The 23,065-nt window shown below is 66.6% G+C and carries 24 protein-coding genes; 9 read left to right on the top strand and 15 right to left on the bottom strand.

Annotated features, from left to right (window positions below):
- Positions 1 to 165: 165 nt before the first annotated feature.
- Positions 166 to 2,127, bottom strand: a complete 1,962-nt coding sequence (locus ACIPRS_RS13275; protein WP_446538869.1) for a transglycosylase SLT domain-containing protein — start codon at positions 2,125 to 2,127, stop codon at positions 166 to 168.
- Positions 2,128 to 2,188: 61 nt separating this feature from the next.
- Here ACIPRS_RS13275 and ACIPRS_RS13270 point away from each other — a divergent pair, with 61 nt between their 5' ends.
- Both ACIPRS_RS13270 and ACIPRS_RS13265 read left to right on the top strand, forming a co-directional pair.
- Positions 2,189 to 2,986, top strand: coding sequence for a sulfite exporter TauE/SafE family protein (locus ACIPRS_RS13270; protein WP_446538868.1), 798 nt, complete (start codon positions 2,189 to 2,191; stop codon positions 2,984 to 2,986).
- A 214-nt stretch (positions 2,987 to 3,200) separates the two neighbouring features.
- On the top strand, positions 3,201 to 6,041 hold the full coding sequence (locus ACIPRS_RS13265; protein WP_337732407.1) for a TonB-dependent receptor plug domain-containing protein: 2,841 nt from the start codon (positions 3,201 to 3,203) through the stop codon (positions 6,039 to 6,041).
- Between the two features lie 104 nt (positions 6,042 to 6,145).
- On the opposite strand, the gene ACIPRS_RS13260 is transcribed toward ACIPRS_RS13265, so the two are convergent.
- The 4 genes from ACIPRS_RS13260 to ACIPRS_RS13245 form a co-directional block, all read right to left on the bottom strand.
- A complete protein-coding gene (locus tag ACIPRS_RS13260) occupies positions 6,146 to 6,916 on the bottom strand; it encodes an endonuclease/exonuclease/phosphatase family protein (protein WP_337732406.1) in 771 nt (256 codons plus the stop codon).
- A 23-nt stretch (positions 6,917 to 6,939) separates the two neighbouring features.
- Positions 6,940 to 7,767, bottom strand: coding sequence for a thiol:disulfide interchange protein DsbA/DsbL (locus ACIPRS_RS13255; RefSeq protein ID WP_446538867.1), 828 nt, complete (start codon positions 7,765 to 7,767; stop codon positions 6,940 to 6,942).
- Between the two features lie 96 nt (positions 7,768 to 7,863).
- Complete coding sequence (locus ACIPRS_RS13250; RefSeq protein WP_337732404.1) at positions 7,864 to 8,514, bottom strand: thiol:disulfide interchange protein DsbA/DsbL; 651 nt, start codon at positions 8,512 to 8,514, stop codon at positions 7,864 to 7,866.
- Between the two features lie 131 nt (positions 8,515 to 8,645).
- A complete protein-coding gene (locus ACIPRS_RS13245) occupies positions 8,646 to 9,416 on the bottom strand; it encodes a c-type cytochrome (RefSeq protein ID WP_446538866.1) in 771 nt (256 codons plus the stop codon).
- A 141-nt stretch (positions 9,417 to 9,557) separates the two neighbouring features.
- Between ACIPRS_RS13245 and yihA the strand changes: the two genes are divergently transcribed.
- Entirely contained in the window at positions 9,558 to 10,157 is a 600-nt protein-coding gene (gene yihA, locus ACIPRS_RS13240; RefSeq protein WP_337732402.1) for a ribosome biogenesis GTP-binding protein YihA/YsxC, read from the top strand.
- 3 nt (positions 10,158 to 10,160) lie between these two features.
- Here the strand turns inward: yihA and ACIPRS_RS13235 are convergent, their stop codons facing one another.
- Positions 10,161 to 10,877, bottom strand: coding sequence for a VIT1/CCC1 transporter family protein (locus tag ACIPRS_RS13235; protein ID WP_337732401.1), 717 nt, complete (start codon positions 10,875 to 10,877; stop codon positions 10,161 to 10,163).
- 169 nt (positions 10,878 to 11,046) lie between these two features.
- Here ACIPRS_RS13235 and ACIPRS_RS13230 point away from each other — a divergent pair, with 169 nt between their 5' ends.
- Positions 11,047 to 12,411, top strand: a complete 1,365-nt coding sequence (locus tag ACIPRS_RS13230) for a glutamate--cysteine ligase (RefSeq protein ID WP_446538865.1) — start codon at positions 11,047 to 11,049, stop codon at positions 12,409 to 12,411.
- A 38-nt stretch (positions 12,412 to 12,449) separates the two neighbouring features.
- Here ACIPRS_RS13230 and arsN2 read toward each other — a convergent pair whose 3' ends face one another.
- The 6 genes from arsN2 to ACIPRS_RS13200 form a co-directional block, all read right to left on the bottom strand.
- Positions 12,450 to 12,881 (bottom strand): arsenic resistance N-acetyltransferase ArsN2, encoded by a 432-nt coding sequence (gene arsN2, locus ACIPRS_RS13225; RefSeq protein ID WP_446538864.1) that lies wholly within the window; start codon positions 12,879 to 12,881, stop codon positions 12,450 to 12,452.
- Between the two features lie 80 nt (positions 12,882 to 12,961).
- Complete coding sequence (gene arsJ, locus ACIPRS_RS13220; protein WP_446538863.1) at positions 12,962 to 14,182, bottom strand: organoarsenical effux MFS transporter ArsJ; 1,221 nt, start codon at positions 14,180 to 14,182, stop codon at positions 12,962 to 12,964.
- Positions 14,183 to 14,187: 5 nt separating this feature from the next.
- Positions 14,188 to 15,192: an ArsJ-associated glyceraldehyde-3-phosphate dehydrogenase gene (locus ACIPRS_RS13215; protein ID WP_446538862.1), complete on the bottom strand. Its 1,005-nt coding sequence runs from the start codon at positions 15,190 to 15,192 to the stop codon at positions 14,188 to 14,190.
- A gap of 44 nt (positions 15,193 to 15,236) precedes the next feature.
- Positions 15,237 to 15,731: an arsenate reductase ArsC gene (locus ACIPRS_RS13210; RefSeq protein WP_446538861.1), complete on the bottom strand. Its 495-nt coding sequence runs from the start codon at positions 15,729 to 15,731 to the stop codon at positions 15,237 to 15,239.
- 42 nt (positions 15,732 to 15,773) lie between these two features.
- Complete coding sequence (arsB, locus tag ACIPRS_RS13205; protein WP_446539100.1) at positions 15,774 to 16,799, bottom strand: ACR3 family arsenite efflux transporter; 1,026 nt, start codon at positions 16,797 to 16,799, stop codon at positions 15,774 to 15,776.
- Positions 16,800 to 16,831: 32 nt separating this feature from the next.
- Positions 16,832 to 17,167, bottom strand: coding sequence for an ArsR/SmtB family transcription factor (locus ACIPRS_RS13200; protein ID WP_185894848.1), 336 nt, complete (start codon positions 17,165 to 17,167; stop codon positions 16,832 to 16,834).
- A gap of 41 nt (positions 17,168 to 17,208) precedes the next feature.
- Here ACIPRS_RS13200 and arsH point away from each other — a divergent pair, with 41 nt between their 5' ends.
- The 5 genes from arsH to ACIPRS_RS13175 all read left to right on the top strand — a co-directional run bounded on the left by arsH (position 17,209) and on the right by ACIPRS_RS13175 (position 20,818).
- Complete coding sequence (gene arsH, locus ACIPRS_RS13195) at positions 17,209 to 18,024, top strand: arsenical resistance protein ArsH (RefSeq protein ID WP_446538860.1); 816 nt, start codon at positions 17,209 to 17,211, stop codon at positions 18,022 to 18,024.
- 78 nt (positions 18,025 to 18,102) lie between these two features.
- Positions 18,103 to 18,378 carry a formaldehyde-responsive transcriptional repressor FrmR gene (frmR, locus tag ACIPRS_RS13190; RefSeq protein ID WP_337732394.1) on the top strand — a complete coding sequence of 92 codons (276 nt, stop codon included), beginning with the start codon at positions 18,103 to 18,105 and terminating at the stop codon, positions 18,376 to 18,378.
- Positions 18,379 to 18,392: 14 nt separating this feature from the next.
- Complete coding sequence (locus ACIPRS_RS13185; RefSeq protein WP_446538859.1) at positions 18,393 to 19,502, top strand: S-(hydroxymethyl)glutathione dehydrogenase/class III alcohol dehydrogenase; 1,110 nt, start codon at positions 18,393 to 18,395, stop codon at positions 19,500 to 19,502.
- A gap of 147 nt (positions 19,503 to 19,649) precedes the next feature.
- Positions 19,650 to 20,486: an S-formylglutathione hydrolase gene (gene fghA, locus ACIPRS_RS13180; RefSeq protein WP_446538858.1), complete on the top strand. Its 837-nt coding sequence runs from the start codon at positions 19,650 to 19,652 to the stop codon at positions 20,484 to 20,486.
- Entirely contained in the window at positions 20,483 to 20,818 is a 336-nt protein-coding gene (locus ACIPRS_RS13175; protein WP_446538857.1) for a putative quinol monooxygenase, read from the top strand. The genes fghA and ACIPRS_RS13175 overlap by 4 nt, the downstream gene beginning before the upstream one ends.
- A gap of 139 nt (positions 20,819 to 20,957) precedes the next feature.
- Here the strand turns inward: ACIPRS_RS13175 and ACIPRS_RS13170 are convergent, their stop codons facing one another.
- Genes ACIPRS_RS13170 through ACIPRS_RS13160 form a run of 3 tightly spaced genes read right to left on the bottom strand, consistent with a single transcriptional unit; the run spans position 20,958 to position 23,031 of the window.
- Positions 20,958 to 21,653, bottom strand: coding sequence for a Dph6-related ATP pyrophosphatase (locus ACIPRS_RS13170; protein WP_446538856.1), 696 nt, complete (start codon positions 21,651 to 21,653; stop codon positions 20,958 to 20,960).
- Positions 21,654 to 21,683: 30 nt separating this feature from the next.
- Positions 21,684 to 22,028 (bottom strand): hypothetical protein, encoded by a 345-nt coding sequence (locus ACIPRS_RS13165; protein WP_446538855.1) that lies wholly within the window; start codon positions 22,026 to 22,028, stop codon positions 21,684 to 21,686.
- 55 nt (positions 22,029 to 22,083) lie between these two features.
- Entirely contained in the window at positions 22,084 to 23,031 is a 948-nt protein-coding gene (locus tag ACIPRS_RS13160) for a DegV family protein (protein ID WP_337732389.1), read from the bottom strand.
- Between the last annotated feature and the right edge of the window lie 34 nt (positions 23,032 to 23,065).

Here is a 23,065-nt window from a genome sequence, read left to right as displayed (position 1 = left end):
CTGTCGACCTCTGCAGGAGCGACGTGAGCCGCGACCGGAAAAGCGGAACGATGTGACGCCTGATGGAGCGACTGCTCCTGACTCGCAGCGGAGCATCCGCATACCTCTGGATGCAGAGGGGCGAGGTCGCGATTGACGTCGCTCCTGCAAGGAGCGCATCCGCCGTCAGCTCTTCGGCATCTGCGCCGTCGGGCAGGTGAAGGCTTTCCGCTTGGCCTGCACGCGCCCCATCATGCGGTCGGTCACCGGCAGGGCGGTACCGTTGAGGCGCCAGTCGTAGATCACGCTGAAGGCGAGCACGCGCGCCACGTACTCGCGGGTTTCCTTGTAGCTGATGGTTTCGATCCAGACGTCGGGGTCGAAGCCCGGTCGCTGCGCCTGCCAGCGCGCGGTCGGCGCCGGTCCGGCGTTGTACGCGGCGATGGCGACATAGGGCACGCCGTACTTGTCTTCCATCTCGCGCAGGTACGCGGTGCCGATGGCGATGTTGGTGTCGGCGTCGTACAGGCTCGCCGCGCCCGCATACGGAATGCTCCATCGCTTGGCAACGCCGGCGCCCGTGCCGGGCAGTACCTGCATCAGCCCCATGGCGTTGGCACCGGAGCGCGCCTTCGGGTTGAAGATGCTCTCGGCGCGGATCTCGGCCGCGACCCAGGCCGGATCGATGTTGTGCTTCGCTGCTTCGCGCTTGATGGTGTCGTCGTGGTGCAACGGGAAGCGAAGCGTATACAGGCGCTGCTCGTCCGGCTGCCTGCCGAGCGAGAACACGGCACGGTCGAACCAGCCGTTGTCGCGCGCCACCTCCACCGCGATGCGGCGCTGGGTATCGTCGAAGCGCGACAGCGCCTCGTTCCACTCGGCGGTCGCCCAGCCGGGCCGCTCCAGTTGCCACAGCTCCATCGCGCGGACGATGGCCGGATCGCGCGCGACCATCTGCTTTGCGGGGGCGGGGTCATTCGGGATCCAGGCGCACAGTGCGTAGGGCTGCTCCAGGCGGTCGGCCGCCAGGAAGCCATGGAACGTGGGGCTGGCGGCGGTTTCCCGGAACAGGCGTTGCGCGCTGGCGCGGTCACCCGTCTTCTCGGACATGCGCGCTTCGAAATAACGCCAGCGCGAATCCGCGCGCTGTGCAGGCGGCATCTTCTTCAATGCCGCCAGCGCGGCCGGCCAATCGCCACGCGACAGGGCCTCGCGCACGCGCCATTCATGCAGGCGTTCGTCGTAGGCGGACTCGGGCACGTTGCCCAGCCGGCGCGCGGAATCCGGACCGTAGGAGGCGACCGTCCACAACGCGACCTGGTACAGCACCTGTCCGCGTTCGGATTCGCCCATCCCCAACGCATCGGCGTACTGGGGCAACAGGCGCTCGGCGGTGTCGGGGTCGTTCTGGGCCAGTCTGGCCAGTCCATGCGCGGCCATCCGCCGGCTGCGTTCGGTCTTGGGCCAGTTCAATGCGCGCGGATGGATGGCGTCGATGAAGGCGGCGTAGTCGGCGGCCAGCGCGCCCTCCTCGGCGGGCAGCCCCCGGGCAGCCGAGCGCATCACGCCGGTCTGGCGTTCCGCGGCCGCTGCCTCGATGCGTTCCCAGCGCAGCGCGGGAGTGAGTCCACCCTGGCTCGCGAGCACGTTGAAGACCGGCTCGCAACCATCGGGCAGCGACTTCGCGCCCTTGCGCCAGATCGCCTGCGCCTGCTGTGTCCACGCGGCATCGGTGCGGCCGGTGGCCTGGCGTGCCTGCAGGTGCGCGCATTGCAGGGAGAGGTTTTCAGTGGGCTTCCACGCGGCGAGGAAGGTGGGCCACTCCTGGCGCCGCGCCAGCGCCGCCAGCCACAGGGAACGGAATTGTTCGGCCACGGCCTGGCCTTCGTGACGTTTCAGGAAGGCCTGCGCCTGCGGTGTCGATACTGCATCGATCTGGCGACGCAGCGAGGCAAACTCGACCCAGCCGTACAGCGGGTGGCGGACGAGGGCGGATGACGTGGCGCCATCGAGGCGGCCGGCTTCCGCCGCGGCGAGCGCGTCGCGGACGACTGGACGTTGGGTGTCGAGCGATTGCGCGCGCGATACCGGCGCAATGCACAGGCCCGCGAGGGCAGCGAGTACGATGACAGGGGGGATGCGGATCATGCCGGGGACTATACCCAAGCCGGCTGAACCTCCCTGTAGACAGGCGATGACGAGGTGATGCTTGGATGGTGTTTGGATTTTCCCTGTACTGGGCGTGCTGGCCGGCATCCTCGCGGGCCTGCTCGGCATCGGAGGCGGCCTGGTGCTGGTGGCCGCACTCGCGTGGATACTCCCGCTGCATGGCATTCCAAAAGAAGCGGCAATGCATGCCGCGCTCGCCAGTTCACTGGCGAGCATCGTGCTGACGGCCACGTCGTCCGCGTATGCGCACCATCGTCGCGGCAGCGTGTTGTGGCCCACGGTGGCGTGGATGGTGCCGGGCCTGCTGCTGGGTGGTTGGGTCGGCAGCGGTCTGGCGGTGTACCTGGATGACGACGTGCTGCGCTGGATCGTGGCCGGTTACTGCTTCATCGCAGGTGCGCAGATGCTGTTCGGAGGCAACGCACACCCCGAAGGTCGTGGCGTACCCGCCCCGCGCGGTGCCGGCATGAGTATGGCGGGCACCGTGATCGGTGCAGTGTCGGCGGTGGTCGGTATCGGGGGCGGCAGCATGACGGTGCCGCTGCTGGTGTGGCGCGGTGTGCAGCCGGTGCGCGCGGTCGGCACGTCCAGTGCCTGCGGCGTGGCCATCGGGCTCGCAAGTGCCGCGGGTTATGCGCTGCACGCACCGCCGGGGGCGTTGCCGGCGCACGCGGTGGGTTACATCTATCTTCCGGCCGCCATCGGCGTGGCGGTCGCCTCCGTCCTTGCCGCACCCTACGGCACGCGACTGGCGCACCGCATTGGCGGCAAGGCGCTGAAGCGTGTGTTCGCCGTCTTCATGGTGGTGATGGGCATCGCGATCATCGCCAGTGGCTGATCGCAGCGCGCGCTACACACATTTACTTGTTAACCATCGTGACGGCTGTGTGTAGAAACTCGCGGTAAACCTGTTTATGTCCAGATAATCACCGTTACCTTTTTCAAAACGGTGACTTGTTTCCGTTGTGGGTGTTTTACCGATTCTTTACAACGATGGGCAAGCCGCTTTAGGCATCGGCCGTGCGGCCCAATCCCTTCCGGAGAGAGAATCCATGAACGCACGCCGCCACAAACTGGCTTCGGCCATACAACTCGCAGTGCTTCTCGCGTTGCCTGCCACCGTCCTGGCCCAGGAGGCCACCACGCTGGACACGATCACTGTGACCGGCAGCCGCATCAAGCGTGCCGAGATGGAGGGCCGCGTACCGGTGCAGACGCTGTCACGCGAAGACATCGAGCGCTCCGGCCTGACCTCCATCGGCGACATCCTGCAGGAACTCACCGGTTCCGGTTCTGCCCTCAACACCAAGTTCAATTCCTCCGGCAACTTCGGCTTCTCGCCCAATGGCGATGGCGTGGGCGCCGGCTCGGCACAGGTGGACCTGCGCAATCTGGGCCCGAAGCGCGTGCTGGTGCTGGTGGACGGGATGCGCTGGGTCAACGAGTCTTCCGCTTCCGGTGTTTCCGCGGCGGTCGATCTCAACACCATTCCACTGGCGCTGGTGGAGCGCATCGAAGTGCTCGAAGACGGCGCGTCGTCGCTGTACGGTTCCGATGCCATCGCCGGCGTGGTCAACATCATCACCCGTCGCAACTTCGATGGCGGGCAGGTCACGCTCAACTACGGCCAGTACGACAAGGGTGACGGCGAGATCACCGGTGCCGACTTCGCGTGGGGCTTCGATACCGAGCGCAGCAACCTGTTCCTGAGCCTGAGCTACACCGAACAGAAGGAAGTCAGCTCGGCGGACCGCTACATCTCTTCGATCCCGATCCAGGGCGGCAGTTCGCGCATCCTCGGTGGCCGCTACGCCTTCACGGATCCGAACGGCAACGAATACGACCTGTCGGTGAAGCCCGGACAGACCAACCCGGTCTACACGCCCAACCTGCCGGACTGCGATTCGGGTGTTGCGCGCACGGACGGATTCCAATGCTTCGACTTCGGGCGCGATGCCTTCAACTATGCGCCGTACAACCTGCTCATCACCCCTTCCAAGCGCATGGGCGTGTTCGGCCAGTATCGCTTCTCCATCACCGAGCAGCTGAACTTCTATGCGAAGGCGCTGTACAACCGCCGCGAATCCACCAACCAGGCCGCGCCGGAGCCAATCGACCTCGGGCCCGGCGCGGGCACCAGCTACACGGCCGACCTGGTCATACCGGCCAACCATCCCTACAACCCGTTCGGCTTCGATCTGGTGGGTGGGCCCGGCGGCAACATCGGCACCATCCGCCGCCGCCCCCTGGAAGGCGGTCCCCGCATTTTCGAGCAGGAGGTCGATACGCAGTACATCGCGGCCGGGCTCGAAGGTTCCTTCGGTGGCGAGCGACAGTTCTTCTGGGACGTCAACGCGGCCTTCAGCAAGAACGAAGCGGACCAGACCAACCGCGGCAGCTACAACGCGCGCAACATCGCCACGGCCTTGGGCGATCCTGCGGTCTGCGCGGCCACGAACGGGTGCACGCCGCTGGATATCTTCGGCTTCGACACCATCACGCCCGCGATGCTTGCCTACATCAGCCCTCTGTTCCGCGACCGCAGCGAACAGAAGCTGACCCAGGTCACCGCCAATCTGAGCGGCGCGCTGTTCCCGGCGTGGGCGGGTGACGTGGAGTTCGCAGCAGGCGTCGAGTACCGCAAGTACGAAGGCAGCTACAACCCGGATCCGCAGACGGTGGCCGGCGAGTACAACGGCGTGCCGTCGCTGCCGACATCCGGCGAGTACGACGTCAATGAAGCGTACGTGGAATTGAACGTGCCGCTGTACGCGCAACAGGATGGCGCGGGCAAGCTCGACCTGAGCCTGGCTGGCCGCTATTCGGACTACTCGACCTTCGGTGGCGAGTTCACGCCGAAGTATGGCCTGCGCTGGCAGGTGGCCGAGGACCTGGTGCTGCGCGCGACGTATGCGGAAGGCTTCCGCGCACCGTCGATCGGTGAACTGTACGGCTCGCAGAGCCGCTTCGATGCCTTGCTGGTCGATCCTTGCCTGGTACCGCCAAGCGCACCGGCCGGGTCCGTCGCGCCGGTCGCATGCCCCGGCGTGCCGGTGGGCGCACGGCAGAATGATCCGCAGATACCGGTGCTGACCGGCGGCAACCCGGAACTGCAGCCGGAAACCGCGCGCAGCTTCAGTGCCGGACTGGTGTTCAGTCCTTCGTTCGCGGAAGACGTGGCATGGTCGGACAAGCTGGACTTTGAAGTGACGTACTACCGGCACAACCTGGAAGGCGCCATCCAGGCCATCGACGCGCAGACACAGCTGGATCTGTGTGCGACCACGCAGGATCCGCAGTACTGCACCGGCATCAACCGCCTGGCATCGGGCGAGATCGATACCTTCGCCAACTTCCTGATCAATCTCGGCTCGATCAAGACGGATGGCTGGGATGCGGACGTGTTCTGGACGCTGCCGGAGAGCTCGATCGGCCGCTTCAAGTTGAGTTGGCAGAACACCATCGTGACCCGTTACGAAGCCCGCGGTGCGGGTGGCCAGTTGCAGCCGCAGGCCCCGGGCATCGTCGTCAACGACACCGCGATCCCCGAGTGGACCTCGACCGCGACGCTGGACTGGAAGCTGGGCAACTGGAATGCCGCGTGGAGTATCCGTCACCTGTCCGAGATGGAGGAGGCCTGCCTGGCGGCGGATCCGTCCGAATTCTGCGACACGCCGACCCGCAATACGCTGGCCGCCACGACTTACCACGACCTGCAACTGGGCTATGAGTTCGAATGGTTCAAGGGGCTGCAGCTGACCGGTGGCGTCAACAACGTGTTCGACGAGGATCCGCCGGTGTGCACATCGTGCTCGCTCAACGGCTACGAAGCCTCGACCTACGACATTCCCGGCGGTCGTTTCTTCTACGTGCGTGCGAACCTGCGGTTCTGAGACATCGCATTGCCTGCAGTACGAAGAAGCCGGCGTCTGCCGGCTTCTTCATGTGGCGTGCCGTGACGGCGCCGCGATCCTTGGCCCTGGCATACGGCGAGGTGTCAGCGCAACGCGATGTCCGGCACGTCGATGTCCATCGCCAGCGCAAGATGGTCCGAATTCGCGGCGGGCATGGCGCGTGCGTTGTCGGTGCGCAGGCCTTCGCTGACCAGGATGTGGTCGATGGCGCGCTGCGGGCGCCAACTGGGGAACGTGGGCACGCAGAATGCCGGAGGACGCAGACGGGTGCGCTTGTAGAGCAGTTGCATTTCCGGCGTGTCGGGCACGCAGTTGAAGTCGCCCATCAGCACCGCATGCGGATGATCCGACAGCAGTTCGCCGATGAAGGCCAGTTGCGAGCGGCGCGAGTTGGCGCCCAGCGACAGGTGCGCCACGGCGACCGTGAGCCCTTCGTCACCCTCGCCGAAGCGCGCCATCAGCACGCCGCGACCGCTGATGCGGCCGGGCAGGCTGTGGTCGGTGACCTCCACCGGTTCAAGTTTGCTGAGCAGGCCGTTGGCACTGCCGGCGACCCGCGCGACATTGCGGTTGGGCTGGTGCGTCCAGTAATCGAAGCCCGCGCGCTCGGCCAGGTAATGCGTCTGGTTGGTGAAGCCCGAACGCAGGCTGCCGGGATCGGCCTCCTGCAGGCCGACGATGTCGTGCTCCCCGGCCAGCTGCGCGATCAGGTCCAGGCTGCCGCGCTTGTTGCCCGCCGGCAGCGCATGCGACCAGCTGCGGGTCACATAGTCGCTGTAGCGGCGGGTGCTGGAGCCGGCCTGGATGTTGGCGCTGAGCAGCCGCAGCCGCCGCGTGGCCGGAGAGTCGATCATGGAAGTGGGGGCTTCCGTGGCGTTCAGCGGCGTGCGCGTTCCATCGCGACCAGGTGGTCGGCGATGCGCAGCACGTCGGCGTAGGTCTGGCCGCCGGTGACGCGGTACTTGCCGTTGACGATGATGGTGGGGGTGCTTTCCGCTCCGGCGTTCTTGGCGAACTGCATGCCGCGGGCGACCTGCGAGTTGGTGCCGAAACTGTTCATCAGCGACACGAACTCCTTCGCGTCCACGCCGTACTGGGCATACCACTGCGCGATCTGCGCCGGATCCGCCGGCGGCTTGCCTTCGCCCGGCAGCGAGCGCTGCAGGTGGATGGCGCTGAACACCGCGTCATGGGTCTTGTCGACCAGGCCCTTGGCCTGGGCCGCGTAGAACGCCTTGCCGTAGGGCGCCCACACGGGACCGAAGACCACCGGCACGTAGGTCACGCGCACGTCGGCAGGCTGTTTCTTCTTCCAGGCCGAGACTTCGGGGGCGAAGCGGGCGCAGGCCGGGCAGACATAGCCGAATACCTCGACGACTTCGATCTGGCCGTTGAGCGGCGCGTACGGCTGGCCATTGGGGATCTCGACGTAGTCCGTGCCGGCGACCGGCGGCGGACCCTGCGGCGGCAGGACCGGGTTGGTGTTGGCGGTTGCCGTGCTGTCGGCACCGTCGGCCGGCGCTGCGGTCGCGGCTTCGGCGGAAGCTGCCGGCGCGTCGGCGGCGGGCGCGGTGGTGGCATCGGTCGTGGTCGCCGGTGCGGCGGGCGCTTCGGCGGCAGGCGTGGTGTCGGTGGCCGGCTTCGGACCACAGGCCGCCAGCACGGGCAGCAGCAGGGACAGCATCAGGACGTGACGGGATTTCATCGCGCGAGCTCCAATGGTTCAGAGGAAAAAGGTGCCGGCCGGGCCGGGGACATCACATTCTGCATGGCGCCCGCAATGGCCGCCATGACGGGATCGTCACTTGCGGCCGCGTTCGCGGGCGACGAGCCGGTCCGCGATCTTCAGCCTGTCGCTGTAGTTGCCGCCGCCGGTGACGCGGTACTTGCCGTTGACGATGATCGTCGGCGTGCCTTCCACGCCGGCGGCGGTGACCCAGTCGCGCGCCCTGGCCAGCTGTGCATCGACCTCCGGGCCGCGCAGGGCGGCCAGGAACTTCGCGCGGTCCACGCCCTGGCTGGCATAGAACCCGGCGATTTCCTCGGCGGATGCATTCTGGATGGGCAGGTTGCCGGTCTTGTGCAGGGCGTCGAACACCGCCTGGTGGGTGCGCTCCTGCACGCCCAGCTGCTGCGCGGCGTAGAAGGCGCGTGCATAGGGAATCCAGTAGCCGCCGAATGCCGCCGGGACCGGCGTCAGCTGCACGTCGCGCGGCAGCTTCTTCTTCCAGGCGGCGAGCGTGGGTTCCAGGTGCGCGCAGTGGATGCAGGTGTAGCCGAACACCTCCACGACCTCGATCTTGCCCTTGGCGGGCGCGAACGGCTTGCCGTCCGGAATCACTTCATAGTCCTGCCCCTCGACCAGCGGGGGCGATGCGGGCGGTGCGGCAAGGGTGGCGACCGGCAGCAAGGCAAGCAGGGTGATCAGCACGGGCAGCAGACGCGAGGCCATCGGGATTCTCCAGACTGGAACGGGACGTCCCGCTCCGGGGCGTCGCGGAAAAAGAAACGCCGGCCATGGTGGGGCCGGCGCGATGAACAGGAGCTTGCACTTTCGGCCGCGCGACGCGGCCGGGTGCGGGATTACTTGGCGGCGGCCACGTCGTCGGCGCGGGCATGCAGGCCCTGCAGGTAGCTGGCCAGCGCCTGGATTTCCTGCTCGGTCAGCGGCGCGGCGACCTGCGCCATGATGTTGTGCAGGGCCGGGTCCTTCAGCGTGGTGGTGCCGGCCTTGTATTCCTGCAGGCGACGCACGGTGTAGTCCTGCATCTGCCCGCCGATGTGCGGGTAGGCCGGGCCGGGGTTGCCGGCGCCGGTGGGGCCATGGCACGCCATGCAGGCCGGCACGCCGCGCGCGGCGTCGCCGTTGCGGTACAGCTGCTGGCCCACTTCGTAGAACTTCATGTCCTTGTAGGGGCCCTCGGCGACGATGCTGTCGTCGGCCAGGCCGGCACCCGACTTCTGGGTGGCGAAGTACGCACCGACGTCGCGCATGTCCTGCGCATTGAGGGTCTGGGCGAACGGGGCCATCACGGCCGCCATGCCGGTGTTGCGCTCGCCCGAGGCGAACAGCGCGAGCTGGTGCGCGATATAGCGCTCGCTCTGGCCGGCGATGCGCGGGTACTGCGGATCGCTGGGGTTGCCGTCGGCGCCGTGGCAGGCCGCACAGGCGGCCGCCTTGGTCTGGCCGGCCTTGGCATCACCCCAGGTGGTCTTGGCGAGGTTGATGTCCAGCGGCGCGGTCTCGACCGGTGCATTGTCCGGCACCGGAACCACGGTGGTCTGTGCAAAAGCGACTGCGCCCACGGCCAATACGGCCAGTCCGGCAAGTCCCATAACGCGAGCGTGGCGCATGCTAAAGCTCCGAAACCCTAGACGATACGCGGCGCAGAATGCAGCCGCGAAACCGTTGAATTATCCCTGCGCCGGGGCTGTCCGGTCAATTCAACAGGCTTCCGGCATGTCCCCGGGGCCGGCACATGCCATGCTAGTGCCATGTCGAACCCCCTGAATTCCGCCACCTACCTGCTTTCCGCCCACACCCCGCGCCAGCTGCCGGAAGATGGTGGATTCGAGGTGGCCTTCGCCGGCCGCTCCAATGCCGGCAAGTCCAGTGCCCTCAATGCGCTGGTCAACCACAACCGCCTGGCGCGGGTATCCAAGACCCCCGGCCGCACCCAGCAGCTGGTGTTCTTCCAGGTCCAGCCGGAACGCTATCTGGTGGATCTTCCCGGCTACGGCTACGCCAAGGTGCCGCAGGATCTCCAGGCGCACTGGCAGGCCTTCATCGACCGCTACTTCCGCACCCGCGAAGCGCTCAAGGGGTTGGTGGTGGTGATGGACATCCGCCATCCGCTGAAGGACTACGACCGCCAGATGCTGGGGTACGCCGTCCAGCGCGGGCTGCCGGCCCATGCGTTGCTGACCAAGGCCGACAAGCTGGGCCGTGGCCAGCAGGGCAACGCACTGCAGGCGGTGAAGAAGGAGCTGTTCTCCGCCTTCGGCGACACCGTCAGCGTGCAGACCTTTTCGGCCGAGTCCAAGCAGGGCGTGGACGAGGCACGGATGATCGTGGGGAACTGGCTGGCGCTTTAGGGATCACACGGCGACGTGGAACAGGCGGCCCACCAGCGCCGCAGCGCCCATCGCCATGGCACCCCAGAAGCCGACCCGCAGCGCGCCGCGCAGGATCGGTGCGCCGCCGACCCGGGCCGCCAGCGCCCCCGACAGCACCAGCCCCACCAAGGTCGCCACGGTCGTCACCATGCCGACCTGGCCGGCGGGCGCCAACAGCGTGGTCGCGATGGGCAGCAGTGCGCCCACCGTGAACGCACCCGCCGACGCGAGCGCCGCCTGCACCGGACGGGCACGCAGGGCCTCGGTGATGCCCAGCTCGTCGCGTGCATGGGCTTCCAGCGCATCGTGCGCGGTCAGCTGTTCCGCCACCTGGCGCGCAAGCGCGGGCGACAGGCCGCGCTGCACGTAGATCTGGGCCAGCTCCAGCAACTCGCTCTCCGGCGTATCCCGCAGCTCGCGTGTCTCCACCGCGAGATCGGCTGCCTCGGTATCGGCCTGCGACTGCACGGAGACGTATTCGCCTGCAGCCATCGACATGGCGCCCGCCACCGTGCCGGCCACGCCGGTCAGCAGGATCGTCGAAGGCGCTGCGCCACTCGCGGCCACGCCTACCACCAGGCCGGCGACCGACACGATGCCGTCGTTGATGCCCAGCACAGAGGCGCGCAACCAGCCCACGCGATCGGTGCGATGACGTTCGCGATGGCGGGCCTGGGGCGAGCGGGGATGCGAGGGCATGGACGCAGCGTAGTCCACGTCCGGACACGCGTCGATGTGCACCAAGGATGGGATGCTGCGGCGCCTGGATGGCAATGCTGGCGTGCACCCGGTCACGTTATAGTGCCGGCCTTGCGACCGCGGGGCTTCGTCTCCACGTCGTGGCCTCTCCCTTCGCGCGAGCCTGCCCTTGTCCAGCCCCAGTCACGTTGCCGACACGCTGATCACCGATCGCGCGCAGTTGGTCGAATACATCGCCTCGGGTGAGAAGCCCGCGCCGGATTGGCGCATCGGCACCGAGCACGAAAAGTTCGGCTTCCGCCTGGACGACCTGCGTCCGCCGACCTTCGATGGCGAGCGCGGCATCGAGGCCCTGCTGAAGGGTCTGACGCGTTTCGGCTGGGAAGCGATCGAAGAGAAGGGTCGCGTCATCGCCCTGACGAAGGACGGCGCGTCGGTCACGCTCGAGCCGGCCGGCCAGCTGGAACTGTCCGGCGCGGCAGTCGAAACCATCCACCAGACCTGCGTGGAAGTGGGCACGCACCTCAAGGAGGTGAAGCAGGTCGCCGATGAACTCCAGCTCGGCTTCCTCGGCATGGGGTTCCAGCCCAAGTGGCGCCGCGATGAGATGCCGTGGATGCCCAAGGGCCGCTACCAGATCATGAAGTCGTACATGCCCAAGGTCGGCCAGCTGGGCCTGGACATGATGACGCGCACCTGCACCGTGCAGGTCAACCTGGATTACGCCACCGAAGCGGACATGATCAAGAAGTTCCGCGTGTCGCTGGCGCTGCAGCCGGTGGCGACGGCGCTGTTCGCGGATTCGCCGTTCACCGAAGGCAAGCCGAACGGCTACCAGAGTTACCGCTCGCACATCTGGACCGATACCGACGGCGACCGCACCGGTATGCTCGACTTCGTGTTCGAGGAGGGCTTCGGCTACGAGCGCTACGTCGACTACCTGCTCGATGTGCCGATGTACTTCAGCTACCGCGATGGCATCTATCACGACGCCAGCGGGCAGAGCTTCCGCGACTTCCTGCAGGGCAAGCTGCCGGTACTGCCGGGCGCGCTGCCCACGCTGCGCGACTGGTCCGACCACATGACCACCGCGTTCCCGGAAGTGCGGATGAAGAAGTTCCTGGAAATGCGTGGCGCCGACAGCGGTCCCTGGAACCGCATCTGCGCGCTACCGGCGTTCTGGGTGGGCCTGCTGTACGACGATGCCGCACTCGATGCGGCGTGGGACCTGGTGAAGGACTTCACCCTGGAAGAGCGTCATGTACTGCGCGACGGCGTGCCGAAGCATGCATTGAAGCTGCCGTTCCGCGGCGGCACCGTGCGCGACCTGGCCAGCGAAGCAGTGAAGATCGCCATCGGCGGTTTGAAGCGTCGCGCACGCCTCAACAGCAAGGGCGTGGACGAGGCCGGCTTCCTCGATGCGCTGGTGGAGATCGTCGAGGCCGACGAAACGCCCGCCGAACGCAAACTGGCGTTGTTCCATGGCGAGTGGAACGGCGACATCGATCGCGTGTTCCGCGAGTTCGCGTACTAGCCCATCCTGCACCCGGACACCAGGCCGTTCCGCGATGACTACAGCGGCTTGAGCATGCAGATGGCGCTGGCGGGACACAGCGACCGGAATTCCGCGCTGTCGCGCACGGCATCGGGCACGGCGTCGCGCGCGACCACGGCGTAGCCCAGGCGCGCGAAAAAGGCATCCGCTGTCTGCGTCAGCAACACGATCCCTGTGATGCCGCGCGTGCGCGCCTCGGCTTCCAGGGACTGCACGAGCCGCTGGCCATGGCCTTTGCCCTGGTGCAGGGGCGACACCGCCAGCGAGCGCAGCAAGCCGGTGACGCCATGTTGCTCCAGGCCGATCACGGCCGCGATACGGCCACCCTCTTCCTCCACCCAGAAGGCCACCTGCGAGGCGGAAAGGTCGGCCGTCGGCAAGGCGTGCGTTTCCAGCAGTGTGGTGATGGCGGCGATGTCGTCGGCGCGGGAAGGGCGTATCGAGGTCATGGTGTTTCCCGGGGTATCGTTTTGCGTGCAAGCGCGATGATGCCTTGAATCCGATGCGGCGGCCGGAAGCGTCTCGCTGCTCAGCCCCTTGCTTGCACCGCCGATCGGGGAAGCGCCACCGACACCGCCGCTGCCAGCGCGATCAGCGCGGCGGAGATCGCCAGGCACGCGGCCAGTCCCCAGCGCTGGAAGACCCAGCCCGACAGCACCGTGCCCATCAGGCGTCCCATGGCGTTGGCCATGTAGTAGAAGCCGACATCCAGTGACACACCATCTTCGCTGGCGTAGCTCACGATCAGGTAGCTGTGCAGCGCCGAATTCAGCGCGAACAGTACGCCGAAGACCGTCAGCCCGACGATCAGCACCCACGCCGCAGGCACGCCGTAGACCAGCAGCACTGCCATCGTTGCCGGCACCATGGCGAGCAGCACGGCCCATGCGCTGGCCGAGCGCCCATCCGGCAAGCGACCCGTGCCGCGCCCGGTAATGTGCGGTGCGAACGACTGCACCAGTCCATAGCCGATGATCCAAGCAGCGAGGAATCCGCCCACCTGCCAGAAATCCCAGCCCAGCGTGGAAGCCAGGAACACCGGCAACGCGACCACGAACCAGACATCGCGCGCACCGAACAGGAACATCCGCGCGGCCGACAACAGGTTGATGGCGCGACTCTTCGAGAAGATGTCGCGGAATTTCGGCTTGGCCTTGGCCTTACCCAGGTCGCGCTTGAGCAGCAGCAGGCTCAGCAGCCACACAAGCAGTAGTGCGCCGGCCATCATCGCCACCGCTGGCGCGAAGCCCACGGTGGCAAGCAGCGCGCCACCCAGGAAGAACCCGATTCCCTTCAATGCATTCTTCGAGCCGGTCAATGCGGCGACCCAGCGATACAGCGTGCCTTGCCGGTCGCCCGGCACCAGCAGCTTGATGCTGCTCTTGGCGCTCATCTTGTTGAGGTCCTTGGCGATGCCGGACAGTGCCTGCGCCGCCATGACCCACGGCACCGTCAGCCAGACCGCTGGCACCAGCAGCATCGACAGCGCAATGACCTGCATCGCCAGCCCGATGTTCATCGTCCGGTTGAGCCCGATCCTGGCCCCCAGCCATCCGCCGACCAGGTTGGTGATGACACCGAAGATCTCGTAGAACAGGAACAACATCGCGATCTGCAGCGGGCTGTAGCCCAGCTGATGGAAGTGCAGCACCACCAGCATGCGCAGCGCGCCATCGGTCAGGGTGAAAGCCCAGTAGTTGCCGGTGATCAGCAGGTACTGGCGGACGTCGGCCGACAGGCGCGCGAGCATCGGTGTCAGCCCGCCTTGCCGACCAGTTGCACGAGTTCCGCCGTGCGATTCACGTAGCCCCATTCGTTGTCGTACCAGGCATACAGCTTCACCTGCGTGCCGTTGATCACCATCGTCGACAGCGCATCGATGATGCTGGAGCGTGGATCCGTCTGGTAATCGATCGACACCAGCGGGCGTGTCTCGTACCCCAGGATGCCCGCCAGCTCGCCTTCGGCAGCGGTTTGCAGCAGCGCATTCACTTCCTCGACCGTCGTCGCGCGCTCCACTTCGAATACGCAGTCGGTCAGCGAGGCATTGGTCAGCGGCACGCGCACGGCATGGCCGTTCAGGCGGCCCTTCAATTCGGGGAAGATTTCGGCGATGGCGGTCGCCGAGCCCGTCGAGGTCGGGATCAGGCTGCTGCCGCACGCACGCGCACGGCGCAGGTCCTTGTGCGGCGCGTCCACGATCACCTGCGTGTTGGTCAGGCTGTGGATCGTGGTCAGGCTGCCGTGGCGGATGCCGATGCCTTCGTGGATCACCTTCACCACCGGTGCGAAGCAGTTGGTCGTGCACGAGGCTGCCGACACGATGCGGTGCAGAGCGGGATCGAAGCGGTGGTGGTTCACGCCCACCACCACATCCAGCACGCCGGGTGCCTTGACCGGCGCGGTCACCACCACGCGCTTCACGCCCTGGTCGAGGTAGGGCTGCAGTACATCGGGTTTGCGGAACCTGCCGGAGGATTCGATGACCACGTCGCAGCCCGACCAGTCGGTCGCCGCGAGGTCCTTGTTGTGCGTCATCGGGATGCGCGCGCCGTCGATCACCAGTGCATCGCCATCGGCACTGATCCCGCGATGCCACGGTCCGTGGATCGAGTCGAACTCCAGCAGGTGCGCCAACGTCGAAGCGTCGCCCGCCGGATCATTGATCTGCACGAATTGCAGGTCGGGATTGTCCCAGGCCGCACGCAAGGTGAGGCGGCCCATGCGGCCGAAACCGTTGATGCCAACGCGAATGCTCATGGATGGTTCTTGGATGGAGGAGGAATAACAGGTGGATGTGGCGTTCAGGACGAGGTGCCGATCTCGCGCACCCGCGTCTCCAGCGCCAGGCGATCCAGCGCCTCGGGCTTGAGCGCAAGCAACAGCGTGATGCGGTGCTGCAGCAGGTGCAGCGCATGGGCGAACGCGTGGCGTACCTGCTCCGGTGAGCCGGCGACGGCGGCGGGATCTTCGACGCCCCAATGTGCGGTGACCGGATGGCCGGGCCAGACAGGACATGCTTCGCCAGCCGCCTTGTCGCAGACGGTGATGATCAGGTCCATCGGTGGCGCATCGGCGGTGGCGAATTCGTCCCACGGTTTGCTGCGCAACGACGCCGTCGGCAGGCCGGCCTCCTGCAGGATCTGCAGCGCGACCGGATGCACCTCACCGCGCGGGTGGCTCCCTGCGCTGTAGGCATGGAAGCGGCCTTTGCCCAGCTGGTTGGCCATGGCCTCGGCCATGATGCTGCGGGCGGAATTGCCGGTGCACAGGAACAACAGGTTGCAGGGGCGGTCCATGGGCGTGTCCTGAAGGAAGAGGGGTGGAGGCGAGGTAAGAAATCAGGCGCGGCGTTCGTACCAGGGCTTCGACGCATTGACGATGCGGACCACGGACAACATGACCGGCACTTCCACCAGCACGCCGACCACCGTGGCCAGCGCCGCACCGGAATGCACGCCGAACACACCCACAGCCGTGGCCACGGCAAGCTCGAAGAAATTGCTGGCGCCGATCAGGGCCGACGGGCCCGCCACGCAATGCGCCACGCCCAACCGGCGGTTGAGCCAGTACGACACGCCGGCGTTGAAATACACCTGGATCACGATGGGGACCGCGAGCATCGCGATGATCAGCGGCTGGTCCACGATCTGGCGGCCCTGGAAACCGAACAGCAGCACCAGCGTGAGCAGCAGCGCGCCCAGCGACACCGGCCCCAGCCGCTCGAGCAGCACCTGCAGTGCCGCGTCGCCACCACGGCCAAGTATCCAGTGGCGCAGCAGCGCCGCGACGATGACCGGCACCACGATGTACAGCGCCACCGACAGCATCAGCGTCGCCCATGGCACGGTGATGGACGAGATGCCCAACAGCAGGCCGACGATGGGCGCGAAGGCCACCACCATGATCGCGTCGTTCAATGCGACCTGGCTCAGCGTGAAGCGCGGCTCGCCATCGCACAGGTGGCTCCACACGAACACCATGGCGGTACACGGCGCGGCCGCCAGCAGGATCAGTCCGGCCACGTACGAATCGATCTGCGCGGCAGGCAGATGGTCGGCGAACACATGTCGCACGAACAGCCACGCCAGCACGGCCATCGAGAACGGCTTGATCGCCCAGTTCACGAACACGGTGACGCCGATGCCTTTCCAGTGCCGCTTCACGTCGCCCATCGCGCGGAAGTCGATCTTCAGCAGCATCGGGATGATCATCAGCCAGATCAGCACGGCCACCGGCAGGTTCACCCTGGCGACTTCCGCCGACCCCAGCGTGGCGAATGCGCCCGGCAACAGGTAGCCCAGCGCGGTGCCCACGCCGATGCAGCCCAGCACCCACCAGGTGAGGTGGCGCTCGAAACCGCCCATGCGGCGCGACAGCGGCGGCGTGCCGGTTGCCGTCATGCACAACCTTCAGGGCCGCACGGCGCGGCAGGCGCGCATTGCGCCGTGTCGCCACCGCAGCAGTTCCGGGTCAGGAATTCGATCAGCCCGTTCATCGCCGCGAAATCGGCCCGATAGCAGACGTGCCGCCCGCGCGCCTCGCTCTGCACCAGTCCTGCGGCCACCAGTTCCTTCAGGTGGAAGGACAGCGTGGCGCCCGGCAGCCCCAGGGCTTCGGCGATCTCGCCCGCCATGCGGCCGGACGGGCCGGCTTCGACCAGCAGGCGGAAGACCGCCAGGCGGGTGGTCTGGCCGAGGGCAGCCAGGGCAACGGTTGCGTTTGTTATTTCCATAATTCTAGAATAATCGAACAATCACAGCCTAACAAGCCGACATGACAGTTCCATTGCTGCCGCAGCTCGCGCCCGACGCCTTCGACATGCCGGACGCCGGCAAGCTCGCCATCGGCGGTTCTCCGCACCCGCCGCGCATCCTGATCCTGTACGGCTCGCTGCGCCCGTCATCCTTCAGTCGAAAGCTGGCCCTGGAGGCGGAGAGGCTTCTGCAGCAATTCGGTGCGGAGACGCGCGTGTTCCATCCGCACGACCTGCCGATCCTGGACAGCGTGGGCGCGGACCACGCCGAGGTGCAGCGGCTGCGTGCGTGGTCGCAGTGGTCCGAAGGCCAGGTCTGGGTCAGCCCGGAACGCCATGGCACGCTCAGCGCGGTGTTCAAGAACCAGATCGACTGGCTGCCGCTGTCCGAGGGCAGCGTGCGTCCCACGCAGGGCCGCACGCTCGCGGTCATGCAGGTGTGCGGCGGTTCGCAATCGTTCAATGTGGTCAATGCGTTGCGCGTGCTGGGCCGCTGGATGCGCATGGTCACCATCCCCAACCAGTCGTCCGTGCCGAAGGCCTGGCAGGAATTCGATGACGAAGGCCGCATGAAGCCCTCGCCGTACTACGACCGCGTGGTGGACGTGATGGAGGAACTGGTGAAGTTCACCCTGTTGGTGCGCGACCGCAGCGACTACCTGACCAGCCGTTACAGCGAACGCAAGGGCGATCTGGCATCGCGCGCCGCGACGGATGCGTCCGGGGTGGTCGAGCGGGCCACGCCTGTTGCGACCTCGCTTGCCGTCTCACGGCAGGACGATGCCGCCGCGCCCGTGAAGTCCTGTTGTGGGCCTGCCTGCTGCGCAGCCACGTAGCGGTATCCGGACAAGCGGGGCTTCATGCGCTGGGGCGGGTCGCTTATACTCCCCCCCACTATAAAGGCGCTGGCCGACATGCCCCATTCCCCCGCCGACAAGAAGAAGGCGCTCACCCGTGTGCGTCGCATCCGTGGCCAGTTGGATGCGCTTGAGCGCGCGCTGGAGGAGGGTGCGGATTGCGCGCCCGTGCTGCAGCAACTCGCTGCGGTGCGCGGCGCGGTCAATGGGCTGATGTCGGAGATCCTGGAAAGCCATCTGCGCGAAGAATTCGCGCAGCCGGCCGCCACCCCCAAACAACGCGAGGCCGGCATCGATGCCGCCGTCGCGCTGGTCCGTTCCTATTTGAAGTAAGCAGGAGTACCGCCATGAAATCCCGTGCCGCTGTCGCCTTCGCCGCAGGCGAACCGCTGAAGATCGTCGAGATCGATGTCGCCCCGCCGCAGAAGGGCGAAGTGCTGGTGAAGATCACCCATACCGGCGTGTGCCACACCGACGCGTTCACGCTGTCCGGCGATGATCCGGAAGGCCTGTTCCCGGTCGTACTGGGCCATGAAGGCGCCGGCATCGTGGTCGAGGTGGGCGAAGGCGTCACCAGCGTGAAGCCGGGCGACCATGTCATTCCGCTCTACACCGCCGAATGCGGCGAGTGCCTGTTCTGCAAGAGCGGCAAGACCAACCTGTGCACCTCGGTGCGCGCCACCCAGGGCAAGGGCGTGATGCCGGATGGCACCTCGCGTTTCTCCTACGAAGGCCAGCCGCTGTACCACTACATGGGCTGCTCGACCTTCAGCGAATACACCGTCGTGGCCGAAGTCTCGCTGGCGAAGATCAACCCCGACGCGAATCCGGAACACGTCTGCCTGCTCGGCTGCGGCGTGACCACCGGCATCGGCGCCGTTCACAACACCGCCAAGGTGCAGGCGGGCGATTCGGTCGCGGTGTTCGGCCTGGGCGGTATCGGCCTGGCGGTGATCCAGGGTGCGCGGCAGGCGAAGGCCGGTCGCATCATCGCCATCGACACCAATCCGTCCAAGTTCGACATGGCCAAGCAGTTCGGCGCCACCGACTGCGTCAATCCCAAGGACTTCGACAAGCCGATCCAGCAGGTGATCGTCGAGATGACGGGCTGGGGCGTGGACCATTCGTTCGAATGCATCGGCAACGTCAACGTCATGCGCGCGGCGCTTGAATGCGCGCACCGTGGCTGGGGCCAGAGCGTGATCATCGGCGTGGCCGGTGCGGGGCAGGAGATCAGCACGCGTCCGTTCCAGCTGGTGACCGGCCGCAAGTGGATGGGCACGGCGTTCGGCGGCGTGAAGGGCCGTTCGCAACTGCCGGGCATGGTAGAGGATGCGATGAAGGGCGACATCGAACTCGCGCCGTTCGTCACGCATACGATGCCGCTGGACGACATCAACGAAGCCTTCGACCTGATGCATGAAGGCAAGTCGATCCGCAGCGTGGTGCATTACTGATGGGGTTCCCTTCTCCCTCCGGGAGAAGGTGCCCGCAGGGCGGATGAGGGTGCGGCGAAGTCCGCATGCCTCAGGCCTCAATGCCTCCGCCGTACCCTCACCCCAACCCCTCTCCCGGCGGGAGAGGGGCTACAGCAGGATCTTGTGATGACACTCGAACGCATCGAACACCGCGCCTGCTTCGGCGGCTGGCAGGACGTCTACCGCCATCGCTCAGCCGTACTCGGCTGCGACATGACGGTGGGCGTCTACTTTCCGCCGCAGGTCGAACGGGGACCGTGCCCGGTGCTTTACTGGCTGAGCGGCCTGACCTGCACCGAGCAGAACTTCATCACCAAGGCCGGTGCGCAGCGTTATGCGGCCGAACACGGCCTGATCCTCGTCGCGCCGGACACCAGTCCGCGCGGCGAAGACGTGGCGGACGCCGAGGGCTACGACCTGGGCAAGGGCGCGGGCTTCTACGTCAATGCGACTCAGGCGCCCTGGGCCTCGCACTACCGGATGTACGACTACATCGTCGACGAACTCCCGGCCTGGGTCGAAGCCGATCCGGCGGCGAGCGACCGGCGTGCGATCAGCGGGCATTCGATGGGCGGGCATGGCGCGTTGACGATCGCGTTGAAGAATCCCGGCCGCTACCGCAGCGTCTCGGCGTTCTCGCCGATCGTCGCGCCCTCGCAGGTGCCGTGGGGCGAGAAGGCGTTCACCGCCTATCTTGGTGAGGACCGTGCGGCTTGGAAGGCGCATGACACCGTCGCACTTGTCGCGGCCGCGCAGGAACGGCTGCCGCTGCTGGTCGACCAGGGCGATGCGGACGAGTTCCTGCGCACGCAGCTGAAGCCGGAACTGCTGCAGGCCGCAGCCGAGGCTGCCGGCCACCCGCTGACGCTGCGCCTGCAGCCCGGCTACGACCACAGCTACTACTTCATCGCCAGTTTCATCGGCGACCACATCGCGTACCACGCCAAGGCCCTGCACCGATGAGCCTCGATCACGCTGCAACCCCGTCCGTACCGCTGGTGTTCTACGTCCGTCTGCGCGTGAAGCCGGAGCGCGTCGACGAATGGTTGCGTGCGGTGCACGATATCGTCGATGCGATGTCGAAGGAGGACACGTTCCTGTCGTGTGCACTGCATCGAGACGCCCACGACCCGACGTCGTTCACCCTCTATGAACGCTGGGCCGAACCCGACGTGGCCACCTTCCTCGAGCGACAGGACAAACCCTACCGTCGCGACTACGAGGCGCGGTTGCCCGAGTTGCTGCAGGGGCCGCGCGAACCGCAGGTACTCGTGCCGTTGGCCAGCTGGCCGTAACCGGACTGGGTCGGCAGTGCGTAATCGGTGACATCGAACATCGTGTCGGCGGAGACGCGATGCATCGAAGGCGCAGGGCGGGCTCAAGCCCGCCGTCCCGCGACCATCGGCTCACCGCGATGGTGGGCCAAGGCCCACCCTACGTGGGCACGTCGGCGAGTGCGTAGTCGGTGAACGCGAAGCGGCCGTCGCGCAGTTCGGTGTCGCCCTGCGCCAGGGCGAGTGGTGCGTCGAACATCGGGCCGGCCGAGACGCAGGTGTGGAACTCGCCGTTCTCGCCGCACGGGTCCACGCCCGCCGGCAGTGCATCGAGCAGCCCGGTATCGAATGCATGCCCGGCGAAGGAAGCATCGAGTTGCTGCGTGTCCACGCAGCACAGGTGCGCGCGCAGGCCGCTCTCGATCATCTCGCGCGCAAGCGTCGCCGTATCGCTGCCGAACAGCGGCGTCAGTACGTCCCAGCCGATCCTCGCCAGGTTCTGCACGCGGTACGCGCGGATGTCCTCCAGGAACAGGTCACCGAACGCCATCGTGCGCAGGCCGGGCCAGCGTTGCGTCGCCCGCGCCAACGCGGCGGTCATCGCCCGTTCGTAATCATCGTTGGTGCAGCGTGCTGGAATCATCGCTTCGATCAAAGGCAGGCCAGTGGCCTGTGCCTGTGCATGCAGCACGCTGCGACGGATGCCCTGCATCGATACGCGGCCGTAATCCTCGGTCACCGTGGTCAGCAGACCAACCACCTCGACATCATCGCGCCGGTGCAGGACGTGCAGCGTCCACGCCGCATCCTTGCCACCACTCCAGGCCAGCAGTGCAGGCGTGCGACACGCCGTCATGAGGGGGTGGCTCCGCGCGAAGGCCGCGCGCTACGCGGCCGAGACGTCGCGCAGTTCCCACGCATGGCCCGCCAGCAGCCGCAGGCGGTGCTTGAGGACCTGACCGGGGATGGACGAGGTCGCCACCAGCAGGATGCTGAGATCGTCCTGCTGTCCACGGACCATGGCGTCGTCATCGACCACGCCCAATCCGGGGTCCACTTCGTCCGGTTCTTCCTGGCGCGCGCGCCAGCGGTCGAACAGGCTGCTCGTGCGCAGCGCATGCTGGAGTTGCGCGGCGAATTCATCCGCACCATGTGCATCGAAACTGAAGGCCGGATCGCCGCCGCGCGCGCGGCCGGGATCCGGCAGGCTGATGTAGTAACGGACCGCCATGGCACCCCCGGTTCAAACCAGGGGCATAGCGTATCCCCGTCGCGTTAGGTCGCCGTTATGCCGCTTTGAACGGGGCCGGCGGCGCCGCGAAGGCGGCCACCACGGCCCCCTTGCCCACGTTGACCATGCCGGTCAGGCTCATCACGCTCTCGAACACTTCGACCTTGTTGTTCTCGCAGATGTCGCGCAGGCGCTGGTAGCCCGGCAGCGCACGCAGTTCCGAGAGTTCGCCGCCGTAGCTCAGGCAGACGGTCGGCGTCATCAGGCCGGCCATCACCCGGTTGCCGGTGAACTTGAACATCTGTTCGACCGCATTGTCGAAACCCTTGATCTTCGCCACCGGCTCGGTGTTGCCGGCATGACCGTACAGCACCGGCTTGATGTCCAGCGCGCTGCCCAGCGCCGCGCTGAGCAGGCCCACGCTGCGGTCGCCCTTGGTGCGCGCGCGGTTGCGCAGGTAATACAGGTCGCGCGGGATCATGTAGCCATGCGTGTTGTTGGCCAGTTCTTCCAGCCGCACGCGGATCTGCTGCACGTTCGCGCCGGCATCGCGCATGCGCACCGCTTCCACCGCGGTGATGCCTTGCGCGGCGAACAGGTTCTGCGTATCGATCACCCGCAACGCGAAAGGCGAGTTGTGCCCCGCGGCCTGGCGTACCGGCTTGTAGTCGTTGAGGATCGCGAAGCTGGCCTGCATCGCGTTCTCGTGGATCGGGCTGCGCGTCTTGGTGATCGTCATGCAGAAGACGTGGTCGTAGTCGATCACCAGCTGGCCCAGGAACAGGTCCCGGATCTGGTTGACGGTGAACGGCGTGGTCTCGGCCTCGTGCCCGCGCTCGGCCACGTGCGCATGCAGGAAGCTCAGCGTGGCCTGCTCGTCGCGATGATCGGCAAGCACGGCTTCGCCGATGCGTACCGTGATCGGCAGGATGACGATGTTGTGTTGTTGCAGATACTCCAGCGGCAGATCGCACGCCGAATCGACGACTATTCCAATGCGCATCTCAGCCCCTCCCGGCATCCATCGCATTTGCTCT

This window comes from Pseudoxanthomonas sp. LARHCG66, from assembly GCF_052871755.1.
Note: the sequence above shows the minus strand (reverse complement) of the source record. Positions and strands in the feature narration are given on the sequence as shown.